Source organism: Bradyrhizobium sp. HKCCYLRH3099, assembly GCF_051167855.1.
Lineage (GTDB): Bacteria > Pseudomonadota > Alphaproteobacteria > Rhizobiales > Xanthobacteraceae > Bradyrhizobium.
In genome coordinates this window covers 163,592-180,317 of record NZ_JBNPTW010000010.1, presented here as the reverse complement: position 1 = coordinate 180,317, position 16,726 = coordinate 163,592, and the positions used below count along the sequence as shown (strand labels likewise).

Annotated in this window: 12 protein-coding genes; 4 read left to right on the top strand and 8 right to left on the bottom strand. The window is 66.8% G+C overall.

The window, feature by feature from the left end; all coding sequences use genetic code 11:
• Positions 1-761 precede the first annotated feature (761 nt).
• Together ACQR1Y_RS20355 and ACQR1Y_RS20350 are read left to right on the top strand one after the other, a co-directional pair.
• Positions 762-1,496 (top strand): hypothetical protein, encoded by a 735-nt coding sequence (locus ACQR1Y_RS20355; RefSeq protein ID WP_434877857.1) that lies wholly within the window; start codon positions 762-764, stop codon positions 1,494-1,496.
• A 116-nt stretch (positions 1,497-1,612) separates the two neighbouring features.
• A complete protein-coding gene (locus ACQR1Y_RS20350) occupies positions 1,613-1,981 on the top strand; it encodes a hypothetical protein (RefSeq protein ID WP_434877858.1) in 369 nt (122 codons plus the stop codon).
• Positions 1,982-2,022: 41 nt separating this feature from the next.
• On the opposite strand, the gene ACQR1Y_RS20345 is transcribed toward ACQR1Y_RS20350, so the two are convergent.
• The 4 genes from ACQR1Y_RS20345 to ACQR1Y_RS20330 all read right to left on the bottom strand — a co-directional run bounded on the left by ACQR1Y_RS20345 (position 2,023) and on the right by ACQR1Y_RS20330 (position 4,518).
• Positions 2,023-2,313 carry a HigA family addiction module antitoxin gene (locus ACQR1Y_RS20345; protein WP_434856378.1) on the bottom strand — a complete coding sequence of 97 codons (291 nt, stop codon included), beginning with the start codon at positions 2,311-2,313 and terminating at the stop codon, positions 2,023-2,025.
• Positions 2,314-2,323: 10 nt separating this feature from the next.
• Positions 2,324-2,608: a type II toxin-antitoxin system RelE/ParE family toxin gene (locus ACQR1Y_RS20340; RefSeq protein ID WP_434877859.1), complete on the bottom strand. Its 285-nt coding sequence runs from the start codon at positions 2,606-2,608 to the stop codon at positions 2,324-2,326.
• A 98-nt stretch (positions 2,609-2,706) separates the two neighbouring features.
• Entirely contained in the window at positions 2,707-3,519 is an 813-nt protein-coding gene (locus ACQR1Y_RS20335) for an alpha/beta hydrolase (protein ID WP_434877860.1), read from the bottom strand.
• A 42-nt stretch (positions 3,520-3,561) separates the two neighbouring features.
• On the bottom strand, positions 3,562-4,518 hold the full coding sequence (locus ACQR1Y_RS20330; protein ID WP_434877861.1) for an alpha/beta fold hydrolase: 957 nt from the start codon (positions 4,516-4,518) through the stop codon (positions 3,562-3,564).
• Positions 4,519-4,620: 102 nt separating this feature from the next.
• On the opposite strand from ACQR1Y_RS20330, the gene ACQR1Y_RS20325 reads away from it, so the two are divergent.
• Positions 4,621-5,532 (top strand): LysR family transcriptional regulator, encoded by a 912-nt coding sequence (locus tag ACQR1Y_RS20325; RefSeq protein ID WP_434877862.1) that lies wholly within the window; start codon positions 4,621-4,623, stop codon positions 5,530-5,532.
• A 210-nt stretch (positions 5,533-5,742) separates the two neighbouring features.
• Positions 5,743-7,794 carry a DUF3857 domain-containing transglutaminase family protein gene (locus ACQR1Y_RS20320; protein ID WP_434877863.1) on the top strand — a complete coding sequence of 684 codons (2,052 nt, stop codon included), beginning with the start codon at positions 5,743-5,745 and terminating at the stop codon, positions 7,792-7,794.
• 39 nt (positions 7,795-7,833) lie between these two features.
• Here ACQR1Y_RS20320 and ACQR1Y_RS20315 read toward each other — a convergent pair whose 3' ends face one another.
• The 4 genes from ACQR1Y_RS20315 to ACQR1Y_RS20300 form a co-directional block, all read right to left on the bottom strand.
• On the bottom strand, positions 7,834-11,343 hold the full coding sequence (locus ACQR1Y_RS20315) for a PAS domain-containing hybrid sensor histidine kinase/response regulator (RefSeq protein WP_434877864.1): 3,510 nt from the start codon (positions 11,341-11,343) through the stop codon (positions 7,834-7,836).
• Positions 11,344-11,765: 422 nt separating this feature from the next.
• Positions 11,766-12,995: a 5-aminolevulinate synthase gene (gene hemA, locus ACQR1Y_RS20310; protein WP_434856369.1), complete on the bottom strand. Its 1,230-nt coding sequence runs from the start codon at positions 12,993-12,995 to the stop codon at positions 11,766-11,768.
• Positions 12,996-13,201: 206 nt separating this feature from the next.
• Positions 13,202-14,260 carry an MBL fold metallo-hydrolase gene (locus tag ACQR1Y_RS20305; RefSeq protein WP_434877865.1) on the bottom strand — a complete coding sequence of 353 codons (1,059 nt, stop codon included), beginning with the start codon at positions 14,258-14,260 and terminating at the stop codon, positions 13,202-13,204.
• Positions 14,261-14,579: 319 nt separating this feature from the next.
• Positions 14,580-16,718, bottom strand: a complete 2,139-nt coding sequence (locus tag ACQR1Y_RS20300; RefSeq protein ID WP_434877866.1) for a methyl-accepting chemotaxis protein — start codon at positions 16,716-16,718, stop codon at positions 14,580-14,582.
• Positions 16,719-16,726: the final 8 nt, after the last annotated feature.

Below are 16,726 nucleotides of genomic sequence, written 5' to 3'. Positions count from 1 at the left end.
GCCTCGCCCTTCGAGACGCGCGCCTCGGGCGCGCTCCTCAGGGTGAGGAGCGGCATTTTCGGCGCGGGAGCCAAGGATCGAGTTGAGCAGGAAGCCAGGGTCTTTGTTAGATCCATCGCGACACACCTCCTCAGTCTCGCGGCGCCATCAGCGTCCGAGCTTTGAGCTTTACTCGCCCTCCTCAAGATAGAGGGCGCAGGGAAGGCCGAGCGCTGGCCGCGCCCGTGGCCCGCCTGCAACAAAAGAAGCAGGCGGCAGTCACCACAGGTCTGGCCGAACACACCCGGCCCTCCCTGCGCGATGGTTTTGACGGCTGCTCCGAGCTCTCCCCGGGGACCGGCGTTCTTGCCCCCGTCGTCCGCAACATCGTCGCTACGGACTTGGCATCAGCACCGGGATGCCAGGACCACACGGCTTGACCGTGCGCGCCGGATCGTTCGTCCGCGAGCCCTAAGCCCGCTGCAACCCGACGCGCCCACCGCATCCCGCACCCCACGTTCGTGACGATCGCGAAGCGCCCCTCATGGCGGGCACGGGACGACTCAAGGGATAGCATGATTTCTGGGAAAAAGAAATGATAATCTTGGTTGTTCGGGCCGGATGATGGGCAGATCGGAGCCGGTCTCGCCCTCGACAGTCTGGATGAATGCAATTGACGGTCGGCACATCGTGCCAACTCAATCCTGTGCTAACGAGGCGCGAGGTTCGGCCGCGGCATTGGCTGGGGAAGGGCAAGTCCGGTGACACAGAAAGATCCCCGCTTGTTGTCGATCGGTGCCGTTACCGAGGCGGCGCTTGCACGAATAACGCGGCGCGAGCATTGTGCTTGCTTGGTGGTGAGGAAGAAAAAGGGAACGCCGCTTGTCCCGAACATGCATGTGGAAGCGCAGGATCGGCGTGCGGCGGGTTGGGAGCGGGTCACGGATCTGATCGATCGGATCGCGCGAACCTGTGCGCCCATTTTCGAGCCCTCCGCGGACATGCCCTGGGAAGACTGGATGCGTGTCATCACGCTGCCGCCCCAAATCGCGTCGCTCACTGAGGTGACCGACGTCCGCCTGTATGGCAGCCATCTGCGGCGGCTTCCGCCCGAGATCGCCCAGATGACATCGCTGCGAAATCTGGACGTCTACACATCCTATTCGCTGCATTGGCTGCCTTACGAAGTGACGCGATGCAGCCAGCTTGTCGACAGCCGGATGAGCACGCGCGCGCTTTATGGCAATCGACGGACGAGGCTGCCATTCCCGCCCCTGTCTCGTCCAATCGAATCTCTGCTTCCTTCGACTTGCAGCGTTTGTGATCGGCCGTTCGGCGAGAGTGCCCCGCAACTGTTCTGGACGACGCAGCGCGTGGGCACGGATGTCGTTCCACTCCTGATCCACGGCTGCTCGAAGACTTGCATCGACTCCGTCCCGTCCGCGCCGCCCGGCTTCTTCGAGCCTCCGCACCGGGGTGGCGGAGGCGTTGGAATGCCGGTCTTGGATCGCTTTTAGGCAATCGCGGGCATCTCATGTTCAGGTTGACGTCGCGGAGACAATGCTCAGGGCTGGTGATTGGATGTGCCGCCCTTTGGATGGTGCAAATATGGCCAGGGATTGCCTGCTCCTCCATGTCGCTCGCGACCGAGGAGGAATGGTTTTCGCGCGCCTCCGCGGTCCTTGTCGTGCACCTCACGTCGGTCCAAGAGAGTCCTGCGCCAGACGATATGAAGGGAGGCTACAAGCAGATCATCGAAGCGTCGGTCCAAACGATCGAGGTCATCAAGGGAAGGCCGCCGGAGGACGGAAGGGTGAGGAGCGCACCATTTGGATATGGCAATTGCACGCTCCCTCTGCTGGCGGGAGCTGATTACATCTTCTTTCTGCGAGATGGCGAGCCAAACATCACAGTCCTCACCGGCTCTGCTGGACCCATCTTGAACCTAGACGGGATCGAGGTTCGTGAGAGGCTGGAGAAGTTGCGGTCGCTGGCGAGATAGCGATGTGAAGCCTGCTGCCGATCGACCCGGATTCACGGCGGCTAACCGGCCCTTGCGCGTGTCGGCAATTTCTTCACAACTTCGCCCACCTCCCGCTGCGCAAGCCGAAGTTCGTAGATCTTCTGCAGGTTGAGCCAGAATTCGGGGCTGCTGCCGAACCAGTGGCCGAGTCGCAGCGCCGTATCCGCCGTGATCCCTCGCTGGCCGTTGATGATCGCGGTGATCCGATTGACGGGCACGTCGAGCTGACGCGATAACTCCGCAGCTGACATGCCGAGTTCGTCGAGCTCTTCGGCGAGATGAACTCCCGGATGGATGGGGGCGCGTGCCATGGTGTGCCTCCTAGTGATAATCGACGATTTCGACATTGACAGGGCCGGGCGAGCCGGGCGGCCATTCGAAACATATCCGCCATTGATCGTTGATGCGGATGCTGTACTGGCCTTGGCGATTGCCTTTGAGCGCCTCCAGCCGATTTCCCGGTAGCGAGCCGAGATCCTTCAAATTCGTCGCAGCTTCAAGCCGGTCGAGCCGTATCTCAGCCTGCTTGGCAAAACCAGAAAATTCCCTAACGGCTTCGCCATTGGCAAAGCGCTCGGTCCTTTTATCCCGGTAGCCGACAATCATGGAGATAGGTTAACAGAAATTACGAGTTACGTAAAGCATAAATATCCTAAGTTGGGCTCCGTTGCCCGAGTGTCCTCCGACCACGCCGCCGACACCCGCTACACAAAGCGCCTCACGAACCTCAACGTCGTCTCCGCCACCTCGCGCCAGCCGTTGTCGATGGTCAGCGAGTGGCCGCGTTGCGGAAGCTGGGCGAACTCGGTGACGGCGTGCGGGTTGCGCTTCTGCAGCTCATAGGCCGCGCGGGCGACGGAAGGCGGCACGGTGTGGTCCTGTTCGCCGGAGATGATCAGCAGCGGGCCGCGGTTCGCGGCTTCGCTGTCGACGCGGGCCTCGGTCCAGGGATTGAGGTTGGCGGCCGCGGCCTGGACGATCGGGCGGTCGGGGGCCGGCGCCTGATAGGCGTCGTACAGGTCGTCGCTCTCGGTCTCGGGCACCGCGTTGGCGAAGGCGTAGCGGAATTGGCCGGGCGTAAGGCTGACGTTGCGGCTGGCGTTGGCCGGGTTGTGCAGGACCGGCCAGGCGGAGCGGAGCGCGGAGACAGGCAGCGGCAGCACCCCGCGGAACGGCGCCGGATCGATCGCGACTGTCGCGGCTGATAGTCCACGGCCGGCGAGAATTTGCGCGATCAGGCCGCCGAAGGAATGGCCAATCAGTGCCGGCCGCTTGTCGAGCCTGTCTGCGATCGCGGCGAAGTGGGCCGCCACTTCGCCAATGGTCTCGGGGGCGGCGGCGCCGCCCATCTCCGCGGGCCAGCCGGGCGCCAGCGCGGCATAGCCTGCCGCGTTGAACAGCTCGGCCCAGCGGTCCCACGAACTGGGCTTCAGCCACAGGCCATGAATGAAGATGACCGTGGGCTTGTGCGAGGCGTTGGCCTCTCCAATCGCCTCGTCGAGGGAATGCGTCGTCATGCTCGGCGTCCTCTTGCATGGGATTGGAAAGGTGCTGTGAGATCAGCGCGACGACGGCGCGTTGAGGAAGGCGTCGATCGCGGCGACCGTCGCAGCGGGCTGTTCTTCCATCAGCCAGTGGCCGGAGCCGTCGATGACCTGCCCCTGCACGTTATCGGCGCCGGCCTGTGTCACCGCGGCCATCGTGGCGCCGAACGACGCGCCGCCGCCGATCGCCAGCACCGGCATCGTCAGCTTGCCATGCGCCGCGAGCCAGGCGCGGTTGTCGATCGCGTCCTGGTCGAACGCGGCGAACTGGCCGAAGCCGGCATGCATCCGGCCCGGGCCGGCGTAGAGCTGCGCGTAGTGGACCCGCGCGGCCTCCGGGAAGTTCTTCGGATTTGCCGAGAACTCGTTCCAGAAGCGGTCGAGATAGATTCGCTCGCGGCCCTCGACCAGGCGCTCCATGTCCGGGCCGCCGAAGCGGAAGTGCCACAGCAGCGGGTTCTTCAGGATCTCTTCCCACGGGCCGATGCCCGGCACCGGCGCATCCATCAGCACCAGTTTTGTCACCCGGTCGGAGTGCCGCGCGGCCAGCGCGTAGGCGACCATGTTGCCGATGTCGTGCGCCACGACCTCGGCGGTGCGGGCGCCCAGCGCGTCCATCACGCCGGCGATGTCCTCGGCCTGGTTGGCCTTCTCGAAGCCCTTGTCGGCGCGGGCGGACAGGCCGAGCCCGCGCAGATCGGGCACGATCACGGTGTGGTTGGCGGAGAGCTTGGCGGCGAGCGGCACCCACATGTCGCCGGTGTCGCCATAGCCGTGCAGCAGCACCACGGCCGGCCCGGTGCCGCCGACGCGGACGTGGATCGTGGTGCCGTTGGTCGGGATCTCCTGGGTGCGGAAGCTCGCCGGAAATTGGCCGGGCGCCTCGGTGGCGTCGGCAAGGGCGGCGCTGGCCAGCGCGGTGAGCGCGGTGGCGGCGAGGGCGGTTCGTTGCAGCAGGCGGGGCAGGGTCATGGTGGTCTCCTTTGGGGTCTGTCGATGCAGGCAAAGCTAGACTGGAGCGGTTCGCGGTATTAGAGGGGTGTCACGCCAAGGATTTTTGATCTGGACGCAAAGATGATGCTGGCCAGCGCCGATCGTGCCCGCGATCTCGAGGTGTTCTGCGCCGTCGCCGACAGCGGCAGCTTCTCGGCTGCGGGGCGTGCCCTCAGCCTGACGCCATCGGCGGTCAGCCGCACGCTCGACCGCATCGAGATCAGGCTCGGCGCGCGGCTGCTGTTGCGGTCGACGCGCGCGCTGACGCTGACGGCCGAGGGGCAGGCCTATCTCGCCGCTGCGCGACGCATCCTCGCCGACCTCGATGAGGCCGAGCAGGCGATCGCCGACCAGGGCGCGCCGCGCGGGCGCATCCGGGTCAGCGCCGCGATCTCGCACGGCCGCCTCTGCATCGTGCCGCTGCTCGGCGAGTTCGTGCGGCGCTATCCGAACATCCTGGTCGACATCCATCTCGGCGACGGCCTCGTCGACATCGCGGCGGGGCAGGCCGACGTGGCGATCCGCGGTGGTCCGCTTGCTGACAGCGCGCTCACGGCGCGCCGGCTCAGCGACAACGGCCGCAGCATCGTGGCTTCGCCGGACTATCTCGCGCGCTGGGGCGTGCCGCAGACGCCCGAGGATCTGCACAACCACAACTGCCTGAATTTCAGCTTCCGCCGCGCCGAGCCGGTGTGGCCGTTCCGCCGTGACGGCGTCGACTACGCGCTGAAGCTGCGCGGCGCCATCGAAGCCAACAGCGGCGATACGCTGACCGAGCTCGCGTGCGACGGCGTCGGCATCGCCCGCGTCGGCGATTTCAGCCTGGGCAACGCGATTGCCGAGGGGCGGCTGGTGCGGCTGCTCGAGGCATACAATCCCGGCGACCGGGAGGTCTTCCACGCGGTGTTCGTCGGCGGCGCCAACACGCCCGCACGCGTGCGCGTGTTCGTGGACTATCTGGTGGAGCGGATGAGCGCGCGGCGAGATGCGTAGCGCCCGCCGCATGGCGCCAGGCCGGCCGATCCGCGCCGCATTCTCGCGCCGGCTCAGCTAAGGATGGGACGTCCACCGCGCGCGCTTCTCGGCAGGGCGGACGGTGGCGGCTGAACCGACCTCGCCATCGCCGGGATCTTCGTGCCTTCGCTTGAACGCTTTTGCGAACGACGGTAACCCAGACTGGGGTTGCGCGTGGGGCGTGTCATCGTGAATGAGACTGAGGAGAAGGCGCTCGCTGGGGGAGCGGCTGGCAAGGCCGACGGGGTGCGCCACACGCCGGTGCCGGACTGGGTCGATCTCGCGGCTTACGCGACGGAGCCGTCGCCCGAGCAGGAGGCCTGCATCGCGAACGGCGTCTGCCGGCTGCTGACCGATGTTCAGGTCAATCTCACCGGGCCGGAGCCGTGCTGGACGTTCCGGTCGGCGCAGCGGATCCTCACCAAAGAGGGCGCCGAATGGGCCTCTCACATCGTCATCGAGTTCGACCCTGGCTATCAGACGCTCGAGGCTCATTACGTCCGCATCCTGCGCGGCGATCAGATCATCGAGCACATGCGTGCGGAGGCGTTTCAGGTGTTTCGGCGCGAGCGGGACATCGAGCGGCTGATGCTGAACGGACGGCTCACGGCGTCCCTGCTGGTCCCCGACGTGCGCGCCAACGACATCCTGGAGTTCTGCTGCTCGCTCCATGGCGACAAGCCGATCTTCAGTGGCAAGTACCAGACCTGGGCGGCGCTCGACGCCTTCAATCCGACCTTCGATCATCGTCACCGGCTGCTGAAGCCGCGCGATCGCAACATCGCGAGCCGGGATTTCAACGACCCGCCGCGTCCCGAGACCCGCACGCATGGCGATTTCGAGGACATCCGCCGGCGTCTCGTCGGGCAGAAGAGGAAGAGCCCGAGTGCGCCGTCGACGCCGCCCTGGGCCTTCGAGGTGCCTGCCTTTCAGCTCAGCGAGTTCGACAGCTGGGGTGACGTCGCGGGTCTGATGGCGAGCGCCTATGACCCCGGCGAGATTCCGTCCGGGCTCGCCTTCGAGATCGATCGGATCAGCCAAGCCTTTGCTGATCCGGCGCAGCGGGCGGTGGAATGGCTCCGCTTCGTGCAGGGCGAATTGCGCTACTTCTTCCTGTCGCTGGGGGAGGGCGGCCTGACGCCACGTGACTTGGAGGCGATCTGGAGCGGCCGCTTCGGCGACTGTAAGGACAAGGCACGGCTTTACGTCGCCGGCGCCCGCCGCCTCGGCCTCGATGCCTGCGCCGCGCTGGTCTCCACGACGCACGGCGTCGTGCTGGACCAGGTGTTGCCGAGCCCGGCCGTGTTCGATCATTGCATCGTCCGCGTCCGGATCGCGGGCCGCAGCTACTGGCTGGATCCCACGCTGTCGCGGCAGGGTGGCAGTCTCGATCACATCGAGCTGCCGCACCTCGGATGGGCCCTGCCGCTGGCGGCCGATGACGTCCGTCTCGAGAAGCTGCCCGAACACGCCGTTCAGCACGTCATTCATTGCCATGACGACTGGCGCATCGGTCCCACACGCCGGTCTCCGGCCACGCTGCATCGGAACCTCGAATTCTCCGCCCGCGGCGCCGACCAGGTCAGAAACCTGGTTGAGAATGAGGGGGAGGCCGGCCTCGCACGCAGCCTGCTCAGCCAATTGCAGGCCAATTGGCCGACGGCCACCGAAGCGCTGCCGATCGAGATCCATGATGATCGAGTTGAGAACAGGATCGTGCTGGATGCACGATATGAGATCAGCGATTGTTGGCGCGTGTCGGACAAGCCGGACCAGATTCATCTGCAGTTCGTCGAGAACTATATCAGCACGGACCTGTCAGGCGCCGGACGCGCCGCGCGCGAACACGACATCTATCTTGGCCGCCCCAGGCGCCTCTCGTCGCTGCTTCAGGTCGAAATGCCCCGCCACTGGCCCGACGCCAGGTCGGCGGAGACGCATGATCTGCCCGGCCTCAGGCTCGCGAGCCGTTACAACATCGAAGGCCGCCACGTCGAAAGCTTCACGGAATTGACCGTCGAGTCCTGGACGCTGCCGGGGTCCAAGGTCGACGACTACGACCTGCTCGTCAGGTGCGCGCAGCAGAACATCCTCTTCATTCAGGCATCGGCCAAGCACGACAAGATCCGTCCGCCCGGTTTTCAATCGGGCTTGAACCTGAAGTTCTCGGCCCCATTCTTCTTTGTGGTCCTGTGGCTCGTCGTCGCCGTCATCCGGGCACTGCTGACGTCGGGCCACTGAACCGGCGAGGCCAGACATCATGCATCCGAATGGTGGCCGCTACTCCGCCGCCACCATCTGCTGGATGCGCCACTGCCCGAGCAGCGCGCGCAGCGACGCTGGCTTCAGCGGCTTGTTGAGCACGGCGATGTTTTCGTCGCGGGCGGCGGCGCGGACGTGGGGGCTGCGGTCGGCGGTGATCAGGATCGCGGGCAGCGCCTCGTTGAAGCGGCGGCGGATGTCGCGGATCGCGGCGATGCCGTTGCCGCGGTCGAGGTGGTAGTCGACCAGGAGGCCGGTGACGGCGCCGTTGCGGGCGGCGATCGCTTCTTCCGCGGATTCCGGGTCGGGGACGGCGATCACCTCGGCGTCCCAGGCGGTGAGCAGGGTGCGCATGCCGTCGAGGATCGCCGGGTCGTTCTCGATGCACACGATCAGCGCGCCGCCGATCGATGTCTTGGCGAGCGGCGTGGCGCTGGTGACGGCGGCGGTGTGGTTGATGGCTTTTGCGATCGGCACGGTGACGGAGAACACCGAGCCGCGGCCGGGCCGCGAGTCCAGCGCGATGCCGTGATTGAGCACGCGGGCGATGCGCTCGACGATGGAAAGGCCGAGGCCGAGGCCGCGGGCGATGCGCGCGCCCTGCTCGAGGCGATGGAATTCCTTGAAGATCTCGCCGCGTTTCACCGGGGGAATGCCGACGCCGGTGTCGTAGACGCCGATCTGCAGCGAGGTGCCGTGGCGGCGGCAGCCGACCAGCACGCGGCCATTGGGGGTGTATTTGATGGCGTTGGAGATGAAGTTCTGCAGCAGACGGCGCAGCAGCAGGCGGTCGGATTCGACCGGGAGTGAGCACGGCACGAAGATCAGATCGAGGCCCTTGGCGCGCGCGGCCGGCGCGAACTCGATCTCCAGCGAGCGCATCAGATCGGCCATCTTGAAGCTCGACACCGACGGGGTCATCGCGCCGGCATCGAGCCGGGAGATGTCGAGCAGCGCGCCGAGGATCTCCTCGATCGCTTCGAGCGAGTCGTCGATGTTCTCGACCAGGCGCGAGTCCTCGCCCGGGGTCTGGCGCTCGACCAGGCTCGTGACGTAGAGCCGCGCCGCGTTTAGCGGCTGCAGGATGTCGTGGCTGGCGGCGGCGAGGAAGCGGGTCTTGGAAATGTTGGCATCTTCCGCAGCGCTCTTGGCGACCGCGAGCTCGGAGTTCAGCCGCGTCAGCTCCTCGGTGCGGTCGCGCACGCGCTTTTCCAGGGTGGCGTTGGCGCGCTCCAGCGCTTCGGCGGCCTCGAACGACGGCGTGACGTCGGTGAAGGTGATGACGAGGCCGCCGTCCGGCATTTTGTTGGTGCGGACCTCGATCACCATATGGCGGTCGGCGAGGCGTTCGAGATAGGGCTCGCCTTCGGTGGTGTAGGCGGCGAGCCGCCGCGCCAAGAGCGCCTCGCTGTCCTCATAGGTCGGCGCGCCGATCGTGCCCATGAATTCGAGGATCTCGCGCAGGGGACTGCCGATCTGCACCAGATGCGGCGGCAGGCCGAGCAGGTCGACGAACTGGCCGTTGGAGCAGATCAGCTGCAGATCGGCGTCGAACACCGCGATGCCCTGGCGCACATGGTTGAGCGCGGTCTGCAGGATCTCGCGGTTGAAATGCAGCGCGGCGTGGGAATCGTCGAGCAGCTTCAGCGCTGCCTTGGCGGAGACGGTCCGCTTGCGCAGCAAGAGCGACATCACGAGGCGCGAGGACGCCGCGCCGATCGACGAGGCGATCAGGTGCTCGGCGTGGCGCAAGAGTTCGAAATCGGCGGGCGCCGCCGGGTCCAGCGACATGTTGCGCTGGAGGGCGAAGGCCTCGAACGAGGCGCGGGCGCGGTCGGGGCCGAGATACTGGCCGACCGTGCTCTGGATGTCCTGCACGGTGACGGTGGAGCGCCAGCGCCGGAAGCTCGGCGCGCTCGGCGTCAGCTCCGCGGGCACGAACAGATCGGCCTGCAACAGCTCGATCGACGACGGCTGCCGCGCCAGCGACAGCACGATGTAGGTCAGCAAATTGAGCGACAGGCTCCACAGCACGCCATGCAGCAGCGGCGGCAAATCGGTGCCGAGCAGCGCCTGCGGCCTGAGCGCTTCCAGGCCGAACGGGCCGTGCTGCAGGAACAGGATGCCCGCGGTGGAGGTGTCGAGGAAGCTCGGGATGAACAGCGTGTAGAGCCAGACCGCGAAGCCGACCAGCATGCCGCCCATCGCGCCGCGCGCGGTGGCGCGCCGCCACAGCAGGCCGCCGAAGAAGCTCGGCGCGAGCTGCGCGATCGCGGCGAACGACAACAGGCCGATCGCGGCGAGCTGCGCGGTGCCGAGCGCGCGGTAGTAGAAATAGGCCATCACCATGATGGCGAAGATCGCGATGCGGCGGGTGCCGAGCAGGAACCCGGCGAAGTCGCGGCCGATCTCGCGCTGCGCCTCCTGGCGCTGCAGTACCAGCGGCACGACGATGTCGTTGCAGACCATGATCGACAGCGCGACGCATTCGACGATCACCATCGCGGTCGCCGCCGACAGGCCGCCGACGAACACCAGGATCGACAGCCATTGCGAGCCGGCCTCGATCGGCAGCGCCAGCACATACATGTCGCTGTCGACGGCGCCGAACGGGAAGGTGACGAGGCCGGCGAGCGCGATCGGGATCACGAACAGGTTGATCGCGACGAGATAGAGCGGGAACAGCCAGCGCGCGCGCGAGACTTCGGCGTCGCTGGCGTTCTCGACCACGCTGACGTGGAACTGGCGCGGCAGCAGCATCGCGGCGCAGAACGACAGCAGGGTCATCGTCAGGAAGTTGCCGATGCCCGGGACGTATTCCAGCGCGCGCTCGGCCTCCGGCGACTTCATCGCGCGCTCGATCAGCTCGACCGGCGAGAACATCACGAAGGTGACGAAGGCGCCGGCGGCGATGAAGGCGACCAGCTTGATGATCGATTCGGTCGCGACCGCCAGCATCAGGCCGTGCTGATGCTCGGTGGCGTCGGTCTGCCGCGTGCCGAACAGCACCGCGAACACAGCCATCGCGAGCGTCACCATCAGCGCCATGTCGCCGACGATCGGGATGTGCGCGAAGGCGCGGTCGTCGATCAGGATGGTCTGCAGCGAGGAGGCGACGGCCTTGAGCTGCAGCGCGATGTAGGGCACGGAGCCGATGATTGCGATCAGCGCGACGGTCGCGGCCACCGCCTGGCTCTTGCCGTAGCGCGCGCCGACGAGGTCGGCCACCGAGGTGATGTTCTGGGTCTTGGCGAGATGGATCACCCGGCGCAGCAGCGGCGTGCAGGCGCCGACCATCAGGATCGGGCCGAGATAGATCGCGAGGAAATCGACGCTGGTGCGTGAGGCGAAGCCGACCGAGCCGAAGAACGTCCAGGAGGTGCAGTAGATCGCGAGCGACAGCGGGTAGATCAGCCCGGCCAGCCGCGACGGCCGTCGCCCCCCGGCCCGGTTGCCGCGGCTCGCGACCAGGAACAGGAACCCGATATAGCCGAACGCGGCCAGGATCACGCCCCAGTCGTGCAGCATGTCTCGCGCGAACTCCTCGATCGCTCCGTCCTAGGGATTGAGGCGTGAGCTTAGCGCGTTGGGGGAGGTGGGGCGATAGCGATGTGGCAGGGGCGCGGGGAATGAAGCGGCGTCGTTAAGGGCGGCGGCGCATTGCTGCTGCGGCTTGTCTTGCCCGTGTGAGCCGACGGCGTTGCGGCGGGGGCGGTCTGCTCCCCTCCCCCTTGCGGGGAGGGGTCGGGGGTGGGGGTCTCCGGGCGCTGAATTCAATGGGGCGCGCGTCGTCTCATTTGAAGTTGACTTCGATAGTTGCAGGCTTGTGAGCCCGGGCCCTCACGACCAGCGGGACTCGTGGACCCCCACCCCCGACCCCTCCCCGCAAGGGGGAGGGGAGCGCAGCGCCGTCGCGTTGACGTGCGCGGGCTCACCACAAAACGTCGAACCTACTCCGCCGCTAGCGGCTTCTTGTGCAGCGCCAATCCCAGCCGTTCCCACACCTGCAGCAAGGCCTCCGCCAAGCGGTCGATCAGGCCGTCGTCGTGATAGGGCGAGGGCGTGATGCGCAGGCGCTCGGTGCCCTTGGCGACCGTCGGATAGTTGATCGGCTGGATGTAGATGCCGTGCTCCTCGAGCAGCAGGTCGGAGGCCTGCTTGCATTTCTCGGGATCACCGACGAACAGCGGCACGATGTGGGTGTCGTTGTCCATGACCGGCAGGCCGGCGGCGTTGAGGATCGCCTTGACGCGCGCGGCCCGGTCCTGGTGGCGCTCGCGCTCCCAGCTCGACGACTTCAGATGCTTGATCGCGGCCGTCGCGGCCGAGCAGATCGGCGGCGGCAGCGCGGTCGTGAAGATGAAGCCCGGCGCATAGGAGCGCACCGCGTCGATGATCTCGCCCTTGGCGGCGATGTAGCCGCCGAGGCAGCCGAACGCTTTCGCCAAGGTGCCTTCGAGGATGTCGATGCGGTGCATGACGCCGTCGCGCTCGGCGATGCCGCCGCCGCGCGGGCCGTACATGCCGACCGCGTGCACCTCGTCGACATAGGTCATCGCATTGTAGCGCTCGGCGAGATCGCAGATCGCGGCCAGCGGCGCGACGTCGCCGTCCATCGAATACAGGCTCTCGCAGGCGATCAGCTTCGGCCTGTTAGGACCGGCGGCGATCAGCAGCTGCTCGAGATGGGCGAGATCGTTGTGGCGCCAGATCTGGCGCTCGCAGCCGGACTGGCGCACGCCCTCGATCATCGAGTTGTGATTCAGCGCGTCCGACAGGATCAGGCAGTCCGGGATCAGCTTGGCGAGCGTGGCGATTCCGGTCTGGTTGGAGACGTAGCCGGAGGTGAACAGCAGCGCCGCTTCCTTGCCGTGGAGGTCGGCGAGCTCGGCTTCCAGCTGCACCAGCGGATGATGCGTGCCGGCGATGTTGCGGGTGCCGCCGGCGCCGGTGCCGACGCGGGTCGCGGTCTCGACCATCGCGCCGACCACCTTCGGGTGCTGGCCCATGCCGAGATAGTCGTTGGAGCACCAGATCACGACATTGCGCGGACCGCTCGGCGAGTGCCAGGTCGCATGCGGGAACCGGCCGGCGATGCGTTCGAGATCGGCGAAGACCCGGTAGCGGCGCTCATCATGCAGACGACCGAGGGCGGCACTGAAGTACTGGCTGTAGTCCATCGCGAGACCTGACGTGCTGCGCTGCAGCGCAGCGCCTGGAACGGACCCTCTAAGCAGCGGGGGCTTAAGGCCTTCTTAGAGCTTTTCCAGAGCGGCTGTCGAGCCGGAATCCCACGGCAGGAGTTGGGCGTTTTGTCCAAGGTTCACACAGGGATCGCCCGATCTGGACAGCACCACGCTCGCATTGCGGCGAGCGCGCGGCAGCCTCAGGTGGTGCGATAGTGCAGCACGCCGTCGACCTCGCGGGCGGTCAGGCGGCCTTCGACCAGCATGTAGTTGACGTGCGCGATCAGCTCGCCGGCGGCAAAGCCCATCTGGTGCGGGTCGAGCACGTGCTTGTGGAACACGACCGGCACCAGCTGCGCGGAGGTCCTGGTCTCGTCGCGGCAGGCGTCCGCGATCATCCGGCAGCGCTCCTCGTGATGATCGGCGAGCTGCTTGATGCGGGTCTTGAGGCCGTAGAACGGCACGCCATGGCCGGGCAGCACCAGGAGATCATAGGGCAGCGTGGTGGTCAGGCTCGCCAGCGACGCCAGATATTCGCCGAGCGAGTTCTGGTCCGGCTCGACCGCCCAGACGCTGACATTCGGCGAGATCTTGCTCAGCACCTGGTCGGCGGACAGGAACAGCTTGTCGGCGGCGCAATACAGCATCACCTGGTCGAGCGCGTGGCCGCCGCCGGTGATCACCTTGAAGCGGCGGCTGCCGATCTGGATCTCGTCACCATGCGAGATGCGCTTGTAGGAGGCCGGCAGCACCGAGACACGCTTGAGATAATCCTGGCCGCGGCCGAGCAGCTTGTCGGTCAGGGTCTCGTCCATGCCGTGGCGGCGGAAAAAGAGATGCTGCGCGGTGCGCCGCTCCTCGGCGTGGCGGCTCTGATGATAGACCGATTGCAGGTATTCGACCTGCGACATCAGCAGCGGGCAGTTGAAGCGCTCGACGATCCAGCCGGCGAGACCGACATGGTCGGGATGCGAATGGGTGACGATCAGCCGGCTGATCTTCACATGCTTGAGAGGGCCGTCGAGCAGTTGCGTCCAGGCGGCGATCGACTCCTCATTGCCGAAGCCGGAATCCACCGCGACCCAGCCATCGCCGTCGGCGAGCAGATAGATGTTCACATGGTTGAGCCGGAACGGCAGCTTCAGCCGCAGCCACAGCACGCCGGGCGCGACCTCGACGACCTGGTCCTCACCGGGATGCTGCTCCCAGGGGTAGCGCAGGGCTTCGGCGGAGGAAGTGGCGGTGTCGGTCTTGGTCATGTCTCATCGATTAACGGCCGCCGCGGGCGAGCGCCAGCCGAAAAAACACGCCGGAGACACATGGCTGCGTGGCATTCCGGGGTGCGGCAGGTGGGGCCTCATGGTTCGAGACGGCGCTGCGCGCCTCCTCACCATGAGGCGTTGGCACCGAGGGCGGCCCTGCACATCGACCGTGAACACGCCAACTGGCGTGTTCATGGAGAGGGGGGAGAGTCCGCACTTCGTTCCCTCGGTCGGCCGGCCACAAGCGACCTGCACCTCCTCACCCTGAGGGCCCGCCGGAAGGCGGGCGTCTCGAAGGGCGAGGCCCGGGCTGCAACTACGCCGCCCTGATGTTGGTCAGGAACGCATCGACCTCGGCGCGCAAGGTCTCCGCCTCGCGGCGCAGCGCGTCGGAGGCGCTGAGCACCTCGTTCGCGGACGTGCCGGCCTGCGCCGAGGCGCTGGAGACGCCGGTGATGTTGTGCGACACCTCGCTGGTGCCCGAGGCCGCCTGCTGGATGTTGCGGGCGATCTCATGCGTGGCGGTGCCCTGCTGCTCCACGGCGGCGGCGATCGCGGTGGTGACGTTGTCGATCTCCGCGATGGTGCCGCCGATGTTGCGGATCGCGGCCACGGCCGACGTGGCCACCTGCTGCATCCCCGCGATCTGTGTGCGGATCTCGTCGGTGGCCTTGGCGGTCTGGCTGGCCAGGCTCTTCACCTCCTGGGCGACGACCGCGAAGCCGCGCCCCGCTTCGCCGGCGCGCGCGGCCTCGATGGTGGCGTTGAGCGCCAGCAGATTGGTCTGCGAGGCGATCGCCTGGATGAGATCAACGACGACGCTCACGCGGCTCGCATTCTCCGCGAGACCCTGCATCGTCGAGTCGGTGGCGCCGGCTTCCTCGACCGCCTTCTTGGCAATCTGCGCCGAGGTCACGACCTGGCGGCCGATCTCGGCGATCGAGGACGACAATTGCTCGGTGCCGGCCGACACGGTCTGCACGTTGACCGAGGTCTCCTCTGCGGCGGCAGCGACCGCGCTGACCAGCGAGTTGGACTGATCCGCGGTCTGCGACATGCTCTGCGCGGTGCTCTGCATCGCGGTCGCGGAATTCTGCAGATTGCCAAGCGCGCTGCGCACGGTGGCCTCGAACTCGGCGATCCGCGCTTCCATGCGCGTGGCGCGTTCGGCCTTCGCGGCACTCTCGCGCTCCTGAGCAGCAGCCAGCGTGCGGGCCTGGATCATGTTGTCACGGAACACCTGCAAGGTGTCGACCATGGCGCCGATTTCGTCGCGCTGCTTGGACGCGGCAATCTCGCTGTCGAGGTCGCCGCTCGACAAGGTCTGCATCGCCTGCTGCAGCCGCTTGATGCGGCGCAGGATGTTGCCGCCGACATAGAGCCAGACGAACAGCACTGAGCCGAGCAGGGTGGCCGCGCCCGCGCCGATCATGCCGAGCGTCGCGAGCTCGATCTTCTGGCCCGCCGCGCTGGTCGATCCTTCCGTGGACTTGCGGACGCCTTCGACGAGCTGCTGCACGCTGATGTCGAGGCCGACATTGAGCTTCCGCGTCTCCTCCAGCACCGTCTGGCCGTAGTCGTTGGCGTCGAGCTCCTTCTCGCGGGTCTTGAACACGCGCTCCTTGCCTTCGCCGAGCGCGGCGAGCTTCATCGCGGCGTCGTGGATCGCCTTGGTGCTGCGGCCGCTCGGCAGCAGCTCGAGGTTGGATTTCAACTGCGCCAGCGAGTCCTTGAACTGCCGCTCGACGGTGTCCAGCGTGTCGCTGTCATTGGCGGACAACGCGGCCGCCATCTGCGCCACGATCAGGTTGCCGGATGCGATGACGTTGCCGAGCTGCTCGACGAAGCGCGCCGCCGCGGTGGCGTCGTCGGCGGAGACCTCGGCGGCGCCGAGCACGGCGTTGAGCTGGGTCTGCGCATCCAGCATCGGCTCGTTGGCCGCCTTGGTGAACTCGTCCTGCGCCTTGCGCAGCGAATCGTACTGCTTGTTGTGCGTGGCCGCGACGGCCAGCCGTTCGCGGGCCGCCGACACCAGGCTCTGATTGGCTTCGTTGATGTTCTTGATGGTCTCCGCGAGCGGGGCGATCACGCTCTTCTCGGCGCCAAGCGCGCTGATCTCGCCGAGGCGCTGTTGGGCGGCCTTCTGGATCTCCTGCATCTTCTTCAGGCGATCGTTGAGTGCGTCCTCGCTCTGCGATCCCAGCAGGGCCGGACCGAGGCTTGCGAGGCTCGCGCTCTGCGCCAGCAGTTGCAGGCTGGACGTGAGGCGCGGAATGTCGCGGCCGGACAGCTCGACCATGGTGCCGCCGATCTGGCGCAGCATCAGTCCCGCCGCGACGCTGATCGCGATCGCCATGCCGGCGATGACCGCAAAGGCCGCGAACAGACTGCCGCGGACGCCCCATCTGGGCCGCAGGAATCCGAACACCCTGCCTACGCTGAACCGAATCGCCATCTTTGTTC